At 68.6% G+C, this 14,371-nt stretch carries 17 protein-coding genes, 1 tRNA gene and 2 pseudogenes; 13 read left to right on the top strand and 7 right to left on the bottom strand.

Going from position 1 to position 14,371, the window contains the following annotated elements:
* Together BM066_RS27215 and BM066_RS27425 are read right to left on the bottom strand one after the other, a co-directional pair.
* Positions 1 to 141 (bottom strand): annotated as a pseudogene (locus BM066_RS27215) (hypothetical protein); the annotation flags it as partial.
* An 86-nt stretch (positions 142 to 227) separates the two neighbouring features.
* Positions 228 to 352: pseudogene (locus BM066_RS27425) on the bottom strand (hypothetical protein); the annotation flags it as partial.
* A 220-nt stretch (positions 353 to 572) separates the two neighbouring features.
* On the opposite strand from BM066_RS27425, the gene lepA reads away from it, so the two are divergent.
* Entirely contained in the window at positions 573 to 2,381 is a 1,809-nt protein-coding gene (gene lepA, locus BM066_RS25055; protein ID WP_089931091.1) for a translation elongation factor 4, read from the top strand.
* 23 nt (positions 2,382 to 2,404) lie between these two features.
* On the opposite strand, the gene BM066_RS25050 is transcribed toward lepA, so the two are convergent.
* A complete protein-coding gene (locus tag BM066_RS25050; RefSeq protein ID WP_143093815.1) occupies positions 2,405 to 2,881 on the bottom strand; it encodes a hypothetical protein in 477 nt (158 codons plus the stop codon).
* A gap of 114 nt (positions 2,882 to 2,995) precedes the next feature.
* On the opposite strand from BM066_RS25050, the gene BM066_RS25045 reads away from it, so the two are divergent.
* Both BM066_RS25045 and BM066_RS25040 read left to right on the top strand, forming a co-directional pair.
* Positions 2,996 to 4,624 carry an NAD(P)/FAD-dependent oxidoreductase gene (locus BM066_RS25045; protein WP_089931087.1) on the top strand — a complete coding sequence of 543 codons (1,629 nt, stop codon included), beginning with the start codon at positions 2,996 to 2,998 and terminating at the stop codon, positions 4,622 to 4,624.
* 138 nt (positions 4,625 to 4,762) lie between these two features.
* Entirely contained in the window at positions 4,763 to 5,386 is a 624-nt protein-coding gene (locus BM066_RS25040; RefSeq protein ID WP_018061953.1) for a glutathione S-transferase family protein, read from the top strand.
* A 58-nt stretch (positions 5,387 to 5,444) separates the two neighbouring features.
* Here BM066_RS25040 and BM066_RS25035 read toward each other — a convergent pair whose 3' ends face one another.
* On the bottom strand, positions 5,445 to 6,248 hold the full coding sequence (locus tag BM066_RS25035) for a protein NO VEIN domain-containing protein (RefSeq protein ID WP_018061954.1): 804 nt from the start codon (positions 6,246 to 6,248) through the stop codon (positions 5,445 to 5,447).
* 97 nt (positions 6,249 to 6,345) lie between these two features.
* Here BM066_RS25035 and BM066_RS25030 point away from each other — a divergent pair, with 97 nt between their 5' ends.
* Both BM066_RS25030 and BM066_RS25025 read left to right on the top strand, forming a co-directional pair.
* Positions 6,346 to 6,528, top strand: coding sequence for a hypothetical protein (locus BM066_RS25030; RefSeq protein WP_018061955.1), 183 nt, complete (start codon positions 6,346 to 6,348; stop codon positions 6,526 to 6,528).
* A 59-nt stretch (positions 6,529 to 6,587) separates the two neighbouring features.
* Positions 6,588 to 7,160, top strand: coding sequence for a hypothetical protein (locus BM066_RS25025; RefSeq protein ID WP_018061956.1), 573 nt, complete (start codon positions 6,588 to 6,590; stop codon positions 7,158 to 7,160).
* 239 nt (positions 7,161 to 7,399) lie between these two features.
* Here BM066_RS25025 and BM066_RS25020 read toward each other — a convergent pair whose 3' ends face one another.
* Entirely contained in the window at positions 7,400 to 8,119 is a 720-nt protein-coding gene (locus BM066_RS25020) for a sensor histidine kinase (RefSeq protein WP_018061957.1), read from the bottom strand.
* Positions 8,120 to 8,458: 339 nt separating this feature from the next.
* Between BM066_RS25020 and BM066_RS25015 the strand changes: the two genes are divergently transcribed.
* The 7 genes from BM066_RS25015 to BM066_RS24985 all read left to right on the top strand — a co-directional run bounded on the left by BM066_RS25015 (position 8,459) and on the right by BM066_RS24985 (position 13,048).
* Entirely contained in the window at positions 8,459 to 8,704 is a 246-nt protein-coding gene (locus tag BM066_RS25015) for a hypothetical protein (protein ID WP_018061958.1), read from the top strand.
* Positions 8,705 to 8,810: 106 nt separating this feature from the next.
* On the top strand, positions 8,811 to 8,945 hold the full coding sequence (locus BM066_RS25010; RefSeq protein WP_018061959.1) for an entericidin A/B family lipoprotein: 135 nt from the start codon (positions 8,811 to 8,813) through the stop codon (positions 8,943 to 8,945).
* Positions 8,946 to 9,244: 299 nt separating this feature from the next.
* Positions 9,245 to 9,643 (top strand): DUF983 domain-containing protein, encoded by a 399-nt coding sequence (locus tag BM066_RS25005; RefSeq protein WP_018061960.1) that lies wholly within the window; start codon positions 9,245 to 9,247, stop codon positions 9,641 to 9,643.
* Between the two features lie 124 nt (positions 9,644 to 9,767).
* Complete coding sequence (locus BM066_RS25000; protein WP_018061961.1) at positions 9,768 to 10,106, top strand: hypothetical protein; 339 nt, start codon at positions 9,768 to 9,770, stop codon at positions 10,104 to 10,106.
* A 311-nt stretch (positions 10,107 to 10,417) separates the two neighbouring features.
* Positions 10,418 to 10,573, top strand: coding sequence for a DUF3309 family protein (locus tag BM066_RS24995; RefSeq protein WP_018061962.1), 156 nt, complete (start codon positions 10,418 to 10,420; stop codon positions 10,571 to 10,573).
* A 116-nt stretch (positions 10,574 to 10,689) separates the two neighbouring features.
* Positions 10,690 to 12,156, top strand: a complete 1,467-nt coding sequence (locus BM066_RS24990; RefSeq protein WP_018061963.1) for an MFS transporter — start codon at positions 10,690 to 10,692, stop codon at positions 12,154 to 12,156.
* Between the two features lie 97 nt (positions 12,157 to 12,253).
* Positions 12,254 to 13,048, top strand: a complete 795-nt coding sequence (locus BM066_RS24985) for a DUF599 domain-containing protein (protein WP_049801091.1) — start codon at positions 12,254 to 12,256, stop codon at positions 13,046 to 13,048.
* A gap of 78 nt (positions 13,049 to 13,126) precedes the next feature.
* On the opposite strand, the gene BM066_RS24980 is transcribed toward BM066_RS24985, so the two are convergent.
* The gene (locus tag BM066_RS24980) at positions 13,127 to 13,474 is read right to left on the bottom strand and encodes an MmcQ/YjbR family DNA-binding protein (RefSeq protein WP_018061965.1); all 348 of its coding nucleotides are present in this window, start codon (positions 13,472 to 13,474) and stop codon (positions 13,127 to 13,129) included.
* Positions 13,471 to 14,124 carry a peptide-methionine (S)-S-oxide reductase MsrA gene (gene msrA, locus BM066_RS24975; protein WP_018061966.1) on the bottom strand — a complete coding sequence of 218 codons (654 nt, stop codon included), beginning with the start codon at positions 14,122 to 14,124 and terminating at the stop codon, positions 13,471 to 13,473. Before msrA ends, BM066_RS24980 begins: the two co-directional genes overlap by 4 nt.
* 154 nt (positions 14,125 to 14,278) lie before the next feature.
* Here msrA and BM066_RS24970 point away from each other — a divergent pair.
* Positions 14,279 to 14,368: transfer RNA gene (locus BM066_RS24970), tRNA-Ser, on the top strand.
* Positions 14,369 to 14,371: the final 3 nt, after the last annotated feature.

Below are 14,371 nucleotides of genomic sequence, written 5' to 3'. Positions count from 1 at the left end.
TCACCTCGACGCAGGGAAAGGGCGCATGGCCAGCGACCAGTTGCGGCGGCGGGGGGCGATCGAGCGGGACTGGGCTGGAGGGGGTTACTCCAGCGTGTCCGGGGCCTTCCATCGTTGGGGAGCCCGCCCGCCGTCGGCGTCGAACGGGGACAAAGCGCGTGAATTGCCCATAGGCCCGCGCCCCCGGCGTCTGGTTTCTCCCGAAAGGGATCGAGACCGGGTCCGGCTAAGCCTCAACAGGGCTGCCCACCGGACGCTGGCGGATAACGACCGCGCGGAGCGATCGGCTTCGTCGAAACGGTATTTATCAAAGAACTCCGGACGTCGTCCGGCGCTCCGCGTCCCTTTCCATCAGCTCAGCGGGTTTCCGCGTGAGGATGAGAGATCGTGTCGGTGAGAGACCCCCTCAGTCGCTTCGCGACAGCTCCCCCAGAGGGGGAGCAGCTGGGCCGCGCTAGATCCTCCCCCTCTGGGGGAGGCAGCCCGGAGGGCCGGAGGGGACTGGGGCGCGTCCTGGCCGCGAAACCCGAACGACCCTCGCGAAAGCCCGCAAATATGCTAGACGCACGCCCATGACTTCGACGCCTCTCGACCGCATCCGCAATTTCTCGATCGTGGCCCACATCGACCACGGCAAATCCACCCTCTCCGACCGCCTGATCCAGGAGACCGGCGGCCTGACCGCGCGCGAGATGAGCGCCCAGGTCCTGGACAACATGGACATCGAGAAGGAACGCGGGATCACCATCAAGGCGCAGACCGTGCGCCTGCGCTACAAGGCCGACGACGGCCAGGACTATGTCCTGAACCTGATGGACACCCCCGGCCACGTCGACTTCGCCTACGAGGTCAGCCGCAGCCTGGCCGCCTGCGAGGGCTCGATCCTGGTCGTCGACGCCAGCCAGGGCGTCGAGGCCCAGACCCTGGCCAACGTCTATTCGGCCATCGACAACAACCACGAGATCGTCCCGGTCCTCAACAAGATCGACCTGCCGGCCGCCGAGCCCGAGCGGGTGCGGGCCCAGATCGAGGACCTGATCGGCCTGGACGCCAGCGACGCGGTCCTGGCCAGCGCCAAGTCGGGCCTGGGCATCCACGACGTGCTGGAAGCCATCGTCACCCGCCTGCCCGCCCCCAAGGGCGACGTCGCCGCGCCGCTGAAGGCCCTGCTGGTCGACGCCTGGTACGACGCCTATCTGGGCGTCGTGGTGCTGGTGCGGATCTTCGACGGCACGCTGAAGGCCGGCCAGCAGGTGCGGATGATGCAGACCGGCGCCACCCACCGCATCGACAAGGTCGGGGTGTTCACCCCCAAGGCCACCGACGTCGAGGTGCTGGGCCCCGGCGAGGTCGGCTTCTTCACCGCCTCGATCAAGGAAGTGGCCGACGCCGCCGTCGGCGACACCATCACCGACGAGAAGAAGCAGACGGCCCAGGCCCTGCCGGGCTTCAAGGAAGTCCAGCCGGTGGTGTTCTGCGGCCTGTTCCCGGTCGACGCCGCCGACTTCGAGGACCTGCGCGCCGCCGTCGGCAAGCTGCGCCTGAACGACGGCAGCTTCACCTACGAGATGGAGAGCAGCGCCGCGCTCGGCTTCGGCTTCCGCTGCGGGTTCCTCGGCCTGCTGCACCTGGAGATCATCCAGGAGCGCCTGTCGCGCGAGTTCGACCTCGACCTGATCGCGACCGCCCCGTCGGTGGTCTACAAGATCCACATGCGCGACGGCACGGAGCTGGAGCTGCACAACCCCGCCGACCTGCCCGACCCGATGCAGATCGAGAGCATCGCCGAGCCGTGGATCAAGGCGACGATCTTCACCCCCGACGAATATCTGGGCGGGGTGATCAAGCTGTGCCAGGACCGCCGCGGCATGCAACGCGAGCTCAGCTACGTCGGCAGCCGGGCCATGGTGGTCTACGACCTGCCGCTGAACGAGGTGGTGTTCGACTTCTACGACCGCCTCAAGTCGATCTCGAAGGGCTATGCGTCGTTCGACTACCAGGTCGAGGACTACCGGACCGGCGACCTGGTCAAGATGTCGATCCTGGTCAACGCCGAGCCCGTCGACGCCCTGTCGATGCTGGTTCACCGCGACCGCGCCGAAAGCCGCGGCCGGGGCATGTGCGAGAAGATGAAGGACCTCATCCCGCAGCACATGTTCGTCATCCCCATCCAGGCGGCGATCGGCGGCCGGATCATCGCCCGCGAAACGGTCCGCGCCCTGCGCAAGGACGTGACCGCCAAGTGCTACGGCGGCGACGCCAGCCGCAAGCGCAAGCTGCTGGACAAGCAGAAGGCCGGCAAGAAGCGCATGCGCCAGTTCGGCAAGGTCGAGATCCCGCAGGAAGCCTTCATCGCCGCGCTGAAGATGGACGGGGATTGATCGGGGCGGCGGGCGCTGCAGGCCTAGTCCATCCCCAGCGTGGGAAAGAACGTCCGGATATGCATTTGCGACGGTCGGCCGGTGTTCTTGTCGATGACCATCGTGGCGTACCGGCAGGGAAAGGTCTTCGCCCCTCCGCCCTGCGCGTAGCGCGCGATCAGGGGGCGCGGCAGCTCGACGTGCTTGAGGGTCCAGGGCTCGAAACGAGGGCGGGCCTTGTAGAAGTCGACCAGGATCGGCTCGGCCGCGGCCGAATTGAGGACCTGCGCGCCGGCCCACACGGCGTCGGCGAACGTGATGAACGAGGTGATCGCCAGAATTCGTCCGTTGTTGTGCGAGCTTTGCCGGGCGTCCTGCATCCTCTGATCCAGAAACCGGTTCGACGCGTTCACGTGTCGCTGGCCGGTATGCCCAATTCGACGACCGTCCGATACGGCCACGCCTTCGGAATGCATGAAGATGGCCCGAACATCGTTTTCGGAAAATGCATACGCACTCAACGCGACCACTCCTCTACTTATGCACGCAGAACAACATCGCTAAGCCAGGAAGACAAGACGCCAGGAACCGCCAAGCCGATGGCGCTTCTTCCGTCTTGCCGCTAAATCCCCGCCATGTTGCGCATTTCCGACCTCAAGCTGCCGTTGGGGCACGACGCCGAAGCCCTGGCCCCGGCGATCTGCAACCGCCTCGGGATCCCCGAGCGCGACCTGCTCAGCCACGCGATCGTCCGCCGCGCCCATGACGCGCGCAAGAAGGCGGCGATCCTGATGGTCTACACCGTCGACGTCGCCCTGCGTGACGAGGCTGCCGTGCTGGCGCGGTTCGAGCGCGACAGCCAGGTGCGGGAGAGGCCCGACACCGACTACCGCCTGACCGCCCAGGCCCCGAAGGACTTCCCCGGTCCCCGCCCCGTGGTGATCGGCGCCGGCCCGTGCGGCCTGTTCGCCGGGCTTATCCTGGCCCAGATGGGCTTCAAGCCGATCATCCTGGACCGGGGCAAGGTGGTGCGCGAACGCACGAAGGACACCTGGGGCCTGTGGCGGCGCGGCGAGCTGAACCCGGAGTCCAACGTCCAGTTCGGCGAGGGCGGCGCGGGCACCTTCTCGGACGGCAAGCTCTACAGCCAGATCAAGGACCCCCGACACCTGGGCCGCAAGGTGCTGGAGGAGTTCGTCAAGGCCGGCGCGCCCGAGGAGATCCTGACCGAGGCCCACCCCCACATCGGCACCTTCCGCCTGGTGCACATGGTCGAGAACATCCGCGCCCTGATCGAGAGCCTGGGCGGCGAATACCGCTGGCAGAACCGGGTCGAGGACTTCGACATCGAGACCGCCGCCGACGGTTCGCGCCGGCTGAAGGGCCTGCACATCGCGGGCGGCGACTACCTGGCGGCCGAGCACGTGGTGCTGGCGATCGGTCACTCCTCGCGCGACACCTTCCAGACCCTGTACGACCGGGGCGTCCACATCGAGGCCAAGCCGTTCTCGATCGGCGTGCGGATCGAGCATCCGCAATCGTGGATGGACAAGGCCCGGTTCGGGGCCTGCGCCGGCCATCCCGACCTGGGCGCGGCCGACTACAGCCTGTCGCACCACTGCAGCAACGGCCGCACGGTCTACAGCTTCTGCATGTGCCCGGGCGGCACGGTGGTGGCGGCGACCTCCGAGCCGGAACGCGTGGTGACCAACGGCATGAGCCAATATTCGCGCAACGAGCGCAACGCCAACTCCGGCTTCGTGGTGGCTATCGACCCCGAGCGCGACTATCCGGGCCACCCGCTGGCCGGCGTCGAATTCCAGCGCAAGTGGGAGGGCCTGGCCTTCACGGCGGGCGGCGGCGACTACAAGGCCCCGGCCCAGAAGGTCGGCGACTTCCTGGCGCGCCGGCCGTCCGAGGAACTCGGCGCGGTCGAGCCGTCCTACAAGCCGGGGATCAAGATGACCGACCTGGCTGAATGCCTGCCGCCGTTCGTGCTGGAAGCCATGCGCGAGGCCCTGCCGGTGTTCGGCCGCCAGATCGCCGGCTACGACCATCCCGACGTGCTGATGACGGGGGTGGAGACCCGCACCTCCTCGCCGATCCGCATCACCCGCGGCAAGGACTTCCAGAGCCTGAACGTCGCCGGCCTGTTCCCGGCCGGCGAGGGCGCGGGCTACGCCGGCGGCATCCTCTCGGCGGCGGTCGACGGCATCAAGGTCGCCGAGGCGGTGGCGGCGGCGTATGTTGGGAAAACGGTCTAACCCTATCCGCTCATCCCGGCGAAAGCCGGGACCCAAGCTGAATGGGAAGGTTGGATCGCTGATCTTGCTGGCGCAGCGTCCTTTTGCTGAAAGGTCGCTTGGGTCCCGGCTTTCGCCGGGATCAGCGGAGTTTTTGGAATGCTCAAGATCCTCGGCCGCACCTCCTCGCTGAACGTCCGCAAGGTGCTGTGGACCTGCGACGAGCTGGGCCTGGCCTATGAGCGGGAGGACTGGGGCGCGGGCTTCGCCTCGACGCGATCGCCCGAGTTTCTGGCCCTCAATCCGAACGGCCTGGTGCCGGTGCTGATCGACGAGCAGGGCGCGCTCTACGAGAGCAACACCATCTGCCGCTACCTGGCCGCCCGCTTCGGCCACGGCCACCTGCTGCCGGTCGAGCCGCGTCCGCGCGCCATCGTCGAGCAGTGGATGGACTGGCAGGCCACCGACCTGAACCCGACCTGGGGCTACGCCTTCCTGGCCCTGGGCCGGCCGACGCCGGGCTATGACGACCCGGCCAGGATCGCCGCCAGCGTCGAGGCCTGGAACCGGGCCATGGCCATCCTCGACCAGCGCCTGGCCGAGACCGGCGCCCACGCCGCCGGCCACGACTTCACCCTGGCCGACGTGGTGCTGGGCGTCTCGGTGCATCGCTGGATCCGGACGCCGATGGCGCGGGCCGACCTGCCGGCGGTCCAGGCCTATTATGCGCGGCTGAAGGACCGGCCGGCGTTCGCGCCATGGGCGCTGGACGAGGTTCCGTAGGGGCGGATCGATGCTCCGCTCCGGGGACCGAAAACCTCGTCTTGAAGGCCGATCCGGCTTAGGCGGTCGCGGCGCCCTCCCGCGCGCCCCTGACCCGAAACACCCGCGCCTCGCGGGCCACGTCGTAGAGGCGATGGACAACGAACGCCTCCGGTTGGGCCTCGCGCAGGATCTCCTCGGCGGGGGTCAGGCGGAATGGGGCGGCCGGGCCGCCGGTGGTGGTCTTGACCGCGATCAACCGCGGGGCGCCGGTGCGGCTGAAGCTGACTAGGTCGCAGCCCTCTGGATCGGTCGGCAGGGCCAGGCGGACCTGGGCGGCCAGGTCGGGGCGGCCGCGGTCCTCCAGCCGGCGCTGCTCGTGGACCAGGGCGGCGGCGACGCCGATCCGGGCCAGCATGCGGGCCTCCTGGTCGCGGGCGGCGGGGTCGAACTTGGCGACTAGGCGCTCAGCGCGCGCGCCGGGCGGGGCGAGAGCGACCGGCGGCGGAGCGCCCTCGGTCAGGATCGGGGCGGCGGCGCGGCCCAGCAGGGCCGGCGGCTGGGCCAGGGCCTTGAGAACGGCGGGCCTGGCGCTGAGGCAGCGGTCGACCGAGTCGACCAGGCCGTCGCCGAAGTCCCAGCGCGGCGGGTGGTCGTTCAGGGTGGGCAGGCCGATCAGGGTCAGCACCGCCGAGATCTCGCCTTGCAGGAAGGTGATCGCCCCGCCCGAGCGGTTGGTGACGAAGCGCAGGGCCCGCTGATGGTTGGCTGGATCGAGGGCCCGGCCGGTCATGACCTTGTCGAGCATGACCAGGTAGTCGCCGACCACCAGGTCCTGCTCGGCCTCGTTCCAGGTCCTGCCGTTGATCGCCGAGTCGCCCACGCGGCGACGATGCCCCAAGCGCGGCCATGACGCCAGGATTCGGCTCGGGCGCAAGCCGGCCGGGACGCGCCGCCGCCGATCGTGTTAGAAGCCAGCCATGACCGACAAGATCGACGACCAGCCCGAAATCCCCGGCGAGACCCCGATCCAGCGCGCCCTGCGCCTGAAGAAGGCCGCCCTGGCCGCCAAGCCGCAGCCGCCGCGCGGCGGCCGGTTCCAGCGCGAGCAGGCCGCGGCCGCCGCCTCCAACAGCAAGAGCAAGCCCTGGATGACGCGCTAAGGCGGGTCGCCTCAAGCGGCGCCTTGAGAACGCCGCGCTTTGACCACACCTTGAGGACCATGCGCGCGCCTCTCCTTGCTCCCCTGCTCGGCCTGACCCTCTGCCTGGCGTCCGGCCCCGTGATGGCCCAGGCCGCCAAACCGCCGGCCGAGACGCCGACGCCGGTCTCGCCCGTCACGGTCATGCCGCCGACCCAGAAGCCCAAGGTGGTCGCCACCTGGCCGGCCGGCGGCCAGGCGGTCGCCCCGGGCGTGCTGGTGCTGAAGGTGGTGTTCGACCAGCAGATGACGCCGCGCGACTTCGCCTATGGCCTGGGAACCGGCGGCGACACGCTGAACTGCCTGAAGACCCCGCGCCTGCTGAACGACAACAAGACCTTCGTCCTGCTGTGCACCGCCCTGCCGGGCAAGACCTACGCCGTCGCCCTGAACCCGGACGCCCCCGGCGGACGGGCCTTCAGCAACTTGGCCGAAAATCGCGCCGAGCCCAGCGCCCTGACCTTCACCACCGGGACCGGCGAACCCGTCACCAAGCTGCGCGACGCCATCAAGGCCGCGGGCCTGGGCGACCTGGACATGCCCGTCGAGGAAGCGCCCGACGCGCCCCAGGCGGCGACCAGGACCGCGCCCTGACGGGTCGTCATCGGAAAACTGGGGGAAAGCTGGGGGAGAGCCGGCCGAATTCGTGCGTCGGGACACCCCGGCCGGCTCTCGGCCCGCGGCCGGACCCGCCCCGTCGGAAAAAGGCGGCCCGGCGCGTCGAGGGGAATCGGGGGAGGACACCTCGGCGCCCGCAGGCGCGTCGAGGTTGCAACATCCGCGCCCTCGCCGCCATCGGGTAAAACCCTAGGATAGGATGGTTTCGGTCCCGGTCAGCCCCGATCGGGCCAGAGCGGGATGACCCGGTGCTCCTCGTCGGCGCCCAGGGTCAGCCGCACGGTCAGGCCGATGTCACGCGTCTCATAGACCAGGGTCGCGCCTAGCTGCCGGGCCAGGCCGCGCACCACGCGAAAGCCCAGGCCGCCCTCGCGGTGCGGGTCGAAGCCCTCGCCCAGCCCCACGCCGTCGTCGGCCACCTCGACCTCCAGGCCGCCGGCGGCGGGTCGGCACGACACCAGGATCCGGCCGGCCACGCCGGTGGGATGGGCGTATTTCAGGGCGTTGGTCACCAGCTCGCTGACGATCAGGGCGACCGGGGTGGCCTGGTCGGCCCGCACCAGGCAGCCGCCCGCGTCTCGGTGCGTGATGACGGTGTCGCCGGCGAAGCTGACGGTCTCCATCAGGCTGGCGCACAGCTTGGCAAGGAAACGACCCAGGTCGACGCCGTCCTCGCCTTCGCCGGGCGCGCCCGACAGCAGGCGATGCAGCTCGCCGACCGTCTCGATCCGCGCCGCCACCTCCTCCAGCGCGATGCAGGCCTCGCGGGCCGACAGCGGCCGGCCGGCCTTCTGCAGCCGGGTGGCCTGCAGGCGCGTGTAGCCCGCGATTAGGGCCAGGTTGTTGGCGATGCGATGCTGGGCTTCGCTCAGCCGGTCGTCAGACCCGACATGGCGAACGACCGCATCGCCGAATTCTCGGCGCTCGACGTCCATAGCTCGGGGGCTTTCGATAAGGCGGCAGGATATTCCGTCAGCTACACATAAGCACAAACCCGACAAAGACGCGACAGTTTTATTTTGAATGATGCATCTGCTTCATTTCTAAAGGACCATACAGTGACACATGGAAACTTGACTGAATAATGACTTAAATAATGCCATCTAAGCATTTAGCGCATGCTTAGCGCACGCCTCCTACACCCCCTCGTGAGTAAGCCACGCATTTTGAGCCAAGTGCGGTTTTTGCCCATCGATGGAACCCGATGACGACGCTCGCGCGTTAGCTCCACCGGACAGAAGGAGAGCCGCCCCTTTTCCGGGGGCCGAGACCCGATGAACGACCTGACCCGACCCGAACGCCTGCAGATCATGCTCACGCCGGAAGAACTGGCCGCGTTGGACGACTGGCGCTTCGCCCGCCGCATGCCCAGCCGCGCCGCCGCCGTGCGCGAACTGCTCAAGCGCGGCCTGGAGGCCGAAGGCGTCCAACTGGCCGATGGCAAGATGCGCTCGCGCGACTTCGGCGTGGTCGACGGCCCCCTGCGCTCGACCGGCGCGGGCGGCGGCGAAGAAGGCTGACGCGACCCAGGCGGCGCCATGACTTCGCCGTGGTCGCGCGCTTGAACGTGGCCCTGGGCCAAGGTTAAGGTCCGACGCCCTATTTCTCCAACTCAGAGACCTCTCCATGCGCAAGATCGTGATCCTGGCCACCGTGGCCGCCGCCCTGATGGTTTCGGCCTGCAACACCGTCGCCGGCGTTGGCCAGGACGTTTCGGCCGCCGGCCGCGCCGTGACCAACACCGCCAAGGACGCCAAATAGTCGCAGGATCGGGGGTTGCGGACTTCGCATGACCGGAGTCCGCGAACCTCGATATAGTTAAGCTGGCGCGCGGTGCGGCTCCGCTTGCCTCGCGTTTTCTCAGAACGCACCGCGACTTACCCACGGAACCCTCGAAGCATCTGTGGTTAACTGGCTTAAGCAACGGCGTTTCTATTGCTCGCCTTTCGAGCGAATTCTTGCGCTCTCAAGCGTTTGTCTCAACGAAACCTGATTCAAAATGGCGCATGCGACCGTGCGCCCCCTTTCGCCGGGACCGTCGCGGAGGCATATCCACGCCCATGAACGAGCAGTCCTCCCCCTGCCCGCCTCCGGCCAGCATGCTGACCGGCATGAAGCGCGGCGTCCGCCACCGCTGTCCCAACTGCGGCGAGGGGCGGCTGTATACGCGTTACCTCAAGGTCGACTTGGACTGCGAGGTCTGCGGCCACGATCTGGCGCGCTATCCGGCCGACGACGGCCCGGCCTATTTCACGATCCTGATCATCGGCCATCTGGTCGTCGCCCCGCTGCTGCTGTTCCCGTTCATCTGGAAGATGTCGCCGGTGCTGGTGGTGCCGCTGACCGTTCTGCCGCTGGCCGCCCTGACGCTGATGCTGCTGCCCCGCGTTAAGGGGGCGGTGATCGGCGCCCTGTGGGCCGTTGGCCTGCGCAAGGCCGAGGATTGCGCGGGCGGGTGAGGCTCGGCCGTTCCGGCGCCGCAAGAACGCGCCGGGAGAGAGAGCCCGCCAAACACCGCACGCCCTGGTTGCCATCCGACGCCGATAGCGCGAGGATGAGGCCGCCCGCTTCCGTGAGGCGCGAATGGCCGACTCGCTCGTCCTGCTCATCATCGTCGCCACCATCGGGCTCATCGGCCTTCTGGCGCGATTTTCCGTCCGCCTCGTCGGTCCAAGGCTGACGGTGATGACCTCGGTCGCCCTGGTCGGACTGATGGGGCTGGTGATCGCCGTCGTCGTCGTCACGGCCGCCCCCAGCCAAAATGCGTCCAAGGTCCGGCCGCCTGGCCTCCAGACCTCCCCGTGCGCCACCGAGGCCCCGGGCCCCGCCTGCGACGCCGCCGAGCGGCGACGGTCCCCGCAGGCGTCGTCCGAACAGCCGGCCAAGGCGCCCCCGCGGCCTCAAGCGTCCACACTCAATTAAGTGGCTGAGTTATCCGAAAGATATCAGAGTCTTAAAATCAGTTGTCATCCCGCAAGCCTCGCGGAGGCTGTCCGGGCCCCGGGGGACTGGGCGAAGGCGGTGCGGTTCACCTGGATCCCGGCTCTCCGCTTTGCGGAGTTTACCCTTGGGCGCGCAAAGCGCGACCCGAGGGGCCGGGATGACGACCGTGGAGCGTTGCGATTGAGTCCAGCCCTCTGGCGTCCCAGCCGCTGACGGAACCTGGACCGAGCTTCTCGCATTCCCTCCGCCTGCCCCCGCACGCGGGGCGTTCGGATGCAACGGAGACCGACATGCTCGGCACGATCCTCATCATCATCCTGATCCTGGCCCTGATCGGCGCCCTGCCGACCTGGGGCCACAGCCGTTCGTGGGGCTACTACCCCTCCGGCGGCCTGGGCCTGGTGCTGGTCATCATCATTATCCTGGTCCTGATCGGCAGGATCTGACGGCGCCTGAAACGCCGTCGGGAACACGCCCTGGCGCGTGTCCCCGACCGCGTGGACGCCCTTCCCCCGGCGCCCCCTGTTCGCCTAAGGTCCTTGCAACGACACAGGGGGGCGACATGACCGACACCGCTACGGCGACGCCGCCCCAGGCGGCCGCGCCCCAGGCCGCGGCGCCTTTGAGCGCCTGGCGCCGGACCCGGGCCATCCTCGGCGGATCGGCCGGCAACCTGGTCGAATGGTACGACTGGTTCGCTTACGCCGCCTTCTCGATCTATTTCGCCAAGGTGTTCTTCCCCAAGGGCGACCAGACCGCCCAGCTGATGCAGACCGCCGCCATCTTCGCCGTCGGCTTCGGGGCGCGCCCGGTCGGGGCCTGGCTGATGGGACTCTATGCCGACCGCAGGGGCCGCAAGGCCGGCCTGACCCTGGCGGTGGGCCTGATGTGCGTGGGTTCGCTGATCATCGCCCTGTGCCCCGGCCATGCCAGGATCGGCGCCGCCGCGCCGGTGATCCTGCTTCTGGCCCGCCTGCTGCAGGGCCTGTCGGTCGGCGGCGAGTACGGGGCCAGCGCCACCTATATGAGCGAGATGGCAGGTCGCAAGCGTCGCGGCTTCTGGTCCAGCTTCCAGTACGTGACCCTGATCATGGGCCAACTGGTGGCGGCCCTGGTGCTGGTGATCCTGCAGAACAGCCTGAGCAAGTCGGACCTGGCCGAGTGGGGCTGGCGCATCCCGTTCTTCGTCGGCGCGGCCCTGGCCGTCGTGGTGTTCTGGATCCGCACCGGCATCGAGGAAAGCATCTCGCACCAGAATGTCACGACCCACGATCCGGTCAGCCGCCGCCAGGTGGCCTGGGTGGGCGGCCTGCTGCTGGCGACGGTCGGAGCAATGGTCGCGGGCTTCACCCAGGCGCCGTTCGCCGCGACGGCGCAGTCCGGCGCGGTGGTCCTGCTGGTCGCCACCTATGCGGCCCTGGCCGCGCCGCTGGTCTCGCGCCATCCCAAACAGACCCTGGCGATCATCGGCCTGACCGCCGCCGGCTCCTTGGCCTTCTACGCCTACACCACCTACATGCTGAAGTTCCTGGTCAATACGGCGGGCTTCGACAAGGCGACGGCCGGGGCGATCAACCTGGCCACCCTGGCCGGCTTCATGCTGATCCAGCCGCTGTTCGGCTGGGCGTCGGACAAGGTGGGCCGCAAGACCATGCTGGTCTTCGCCTTCGGCGTGGGCGCCCTGATCGCCTGGCCGGTGTTCAGCCTGACCGCCAAGGTCGCCAGCCCCGCCGTCGCCTTCGGCCTGATCTTCGCCGCCCTGTTCGTGCAGTCGGGCTACACCTCGATCAGCGCCGTGGTGAAGGCCGAGCTGTTCCCCGCTCATGTGCGCGCCCTGGGCGTGGCCCTGCCCTACGCCATCGGCAACGCCGCGTTCGGCGGCACCGCCGAATATGTCGCCCTGTGGTTCAAGCACGAGGGCATGGAGAGCGGCTTCTACCTCTATGTGTCGGCGATCATGGCCGTGGGCCTGGCCGTCTCGCTGCTGCTTCGGGACACCGGCAGGACCAGCCTGATCCTTGAGGATTGATACCGCTCACACCGCCCTTCCACCGACTCTCGTTACGGCCTTAAGTTCGCCCATGCCCTCTTCCCTCTCCCACGCCCTGTCCAGGCAATTCCTGGCCCTGCCGCTCATCGACCTGCTGGTCCTGGCGTTCTTCCTGTTCTGCTGGCTGTTCTACGAGCCGATGCTCAAGCGGCTGGGCAAGGAGCGGAACGTCATCAACACCGACATGACGGTGATCCGCCGCCGGTGGATGGCCGAGATGGCGGTGCGCGAGATCGCCCTGCTGGATGGCCAGCTGCTGGGCCATGCGATCAATTCGGCCTCGTTCTTCGCCTCGTCCAACCTGATCCTGATCGCCGCGGCGGCCGGGGTGCTGTTCGGCGGCGACAGCGCGCTCAAGAGCATCGAGGGCCTGGCGGTGCTGGCCCCGGCCTCGACCCTGGTGTTCCAGATCAAGCTGGGCGTGGTGCTGGTCGCCCTGGCCCGCGGCCTGCTCGACTTCATCTGGGCAATCCGCCAGATGAACTACTGCCTGGCGGCCATCGGCGCGACCCCGATGTGGTCGCCCCGCCCGGTGCTGGACGAGTACGCCGAGGCGACCGGCGCCATTCTCAACCCCGCCCTGTCGGCGTTCAACGCCGGGGTGCGCGGCTATTATTTCGCCCTGGCGGCGGCGGCCTGGCTGCTAGGCCCCATCGCCTTCGCGGTCGCCACCGGCGGGGCCATGGCCCTGCTGCTCTGGCGCCAACGCCGCAGCCCGGCCTCGGCCGCCGTGCGCAAGGTGCGCCAGATCCTGGAGCGCCAGCCCGTGGTGGTGGGCCCGCACCTGGAGAGCAAGCACGCGAGCAAGCCCAAGCCCCCGCCCGGCGGCGGCGCGCGCCCCGCCGGGCCGTCCGCCCCGCATAGGCCCTGAACGCGGGGCGACCAGGCTTCTCCTTGCCGCTTCGGCCGAGATCGGCGGCGATGGAAGGCGCGTCCGACCCTTCCGCGACTAGAGTCCCAGCTCCGACCGCGCCTTCCGGGTCAGCTTGGCGGCGATCAGGGCGTGCGCGGTCTTCAGCCAATCGGCGACCTCGTCGGCGTCCTGGGCGGCCAGGTCGGCGAAGTGCAGCCACTTGGCGCGGGCCAGGTAGGGCGCGGGCATGGCGCGCCCCGTCTCGCTCAGCACCTCGAACGCCACCTCCGAGGCCTTCAGCGAAAAGCCGTTGCGCCCGACCGCCCCGCCCAGCACCGCGAACATCTTGCCGCCCACCTTGTAGACTTGGTCGTCGCCCCATTGGACGGTCATGGTCGCGCCCGGCAGGGCCAGGGCGGCGGCGTGAAAAGCCTCGGGGGTCATGCCCCCACCCCGGTCCCGATCGGGCAGGCCACGCCCGTGCCGCCGATCCCGCAATAGCCGTCGGGGTTCTTGGCCAGGTACTGCTGATGGTAGTCCTCGGCGAAGTAGAACGGGCCGGCCGCGCCGATCTCGGTGGTGATGGTTCCTAGACCCTGGGCGTTCAAGGCCTGCTGATAGGCTTCCTTGCCGGCCACCGCCGCGGCCGCCTGGGCGTCGGAGGTGACATAGATCCCCGAGCGATACTGCGTGCCGATATCGCCGCCCTGGCGCATGCCCTGGGTCGGGTCGTGGTTCTCCCAGAAGGTCTTGAGCAGGGTCTCGTAGGTGACGGCGCGCGGGTCGAACACCACCTGCACCACCTCGGTGTGGCCGGTGCGGCCGGTGCAGACCTCCTCGTAGGTCGGGTTCGGCGTAATCCCGGCCGCGTAGCCGGCGGCGGTGACCCAGACGCCGGGGACCTTCCAGAACACCCGCTCCACGCCCCAGAAACAGCCCATGGCCAGCACCGCGATCTCCATTCCATCCGGATAAGGTCCCTTCAGCGGATGGCCGTTGACGAAGTGGGTTCTGGCCGTCGGGATCGCCGCCGCCCGCCCCGGCAAGGCGGTGTCGACGGTCGGCATCTCAAGGGTCTTGGGCGCGGAGGCCATGGCGGAATCCCGGGTTCGAAACGGAACGGTCGATACTAAGGCGTTCGCGATCTCGTTTCACCTCGTATGGCCGCTTGCCCCCGCAACCTTCCTGAGTATATTGCGCCCCTTCCTGCGTCGGGGGTCTCAACCGCCTTCCGCATCTGGTGCGCATGGTGAGGTGGCCGAGTGGTTGAAGGCGCACGCCTGGAACGCGTGTATAGGGGAAACTCTATCGAGGGTTCGAATCCCTCTCTCACCGCCACCG

The organism is Caulobacter sp. UNC279MFTsu5.1 (assembly GCF_900114015.1).
Classification (GTDB): domain Bacteria; phylum Pseudomonadota; class Alphaproteobacteria; order Caulobacterales; family Caulobacteraceae; genus Caulobacter.
The sequence above is the reverse complement of the archived record's forward strand: the minus strand, read 5'-3'. Positions and strand labels throughout refer to the sequence as shown.

What these genes read in the sequence shown, in the direction of transcription:
- lepA (WP_089931091.1), top strand. Translation starts at nt 573, where the DNA reads ATGACTTCGACGCCTCTCGACCGCATCCGCAATTTCTCGATCGTGGCC.
- BM066_RS25045 (WP_089931087.1), top strand. Translation starts at nt 2,996, where the DNA reads ATGTTGCGCATTTCCGACCTCAAGCTGCCGTTGGGGCACGACGCCGAA.
- BM066_RS25040 (WP_018061953.1), top strand. Translation starts at nt 4,763, where the DNA reads ATGCTCAAGATCCTCGGCCGCACCTCCTCGCTGAACGTCCGCAAGGTG.
- BM066_RS25030 (WP_018061955.1), top strand. Translation starts at nt 6,346, where the DNA reads ATGACCGACAAGATCGACGACCAGCCCGAAATCCCCGGCGAGACCCCG.
- BM066_RS25025 (WP_018061956.1), top strand. Translation starts at nt 6,588, where the DNA reads ATGCGCGCGCCTCTCCTTGCTCCCCTGCTCGGCCTGACCCTCTGCCTG.
- BM066_RS25020 (WP_018061957.1), bottom strand. Translation starts at nt 8,119, where the DNA reads ATGGACGTCGAGCGCCGAGAATTCGGCGATGCGGTCGTTCGCCATGTC.
- BM066_RS25015 (WP_018061958.1), top strand. Translation starts at nt 8,459, where the DNA reads ATGAACGACCTGACCCGACCCGAACGCCTGCAGATCATGCTCACGCCG.
- BM066_RS25010 (WP_018061959.1), top strand. Translation starts at nt 8,811, where the DNA reads ATGCGCAAGATCGTGATCCTGGCCACCGTGGCCGCCGCCCTGATGGTT.
- BM066_RS25005 (WP_018061960.1), top strand. Translation starts at nt 9,245, where the DNA reads ATGAACGAGCAGTCCTCCCCCTGCCCGCCTCCGGCCAGCATGCTGACC.
- BM066_RS25000 (WP_018061961.1), top strand. Translation starts at nt 9,768, where the DNA reads ATGGCCGACTCGCTCGTCCTGCTCATCATCGTCGCCACCATCGGGCTC.
- BM066_RS24995 (WP_018061962.1), top strand. Translation starts at nt 10,418, where the DNA reads ATGCTCGGCACGATCCTCATCATCATCCTGATCCTGGCCCTGATCGGC.
- BM066_RS24990 (WP_018061963.1), top strand. Translation starts at nt 10,690, where the DNA reads ATGACCGACACCGCTACGGCGACGCCGCCCCAGGCGGCCGCGCCCCAG.
- BM066_RS24980 (WP_018061965.1), bottom strand. Translation starts at nt 13,474, where the DNA reads ATGACCCCCGAGGCTTTTCACGCCGCCGCCCTGGCCCTGCCGGGCGCG.
- msrA (WP_018061966.1), bottom strand. Translation starts at nt 14,124, where the DNA reads ATGGCCTCCGCGCCCAAGACCCTTGAGATGCCGACCGTCGACACCGCC.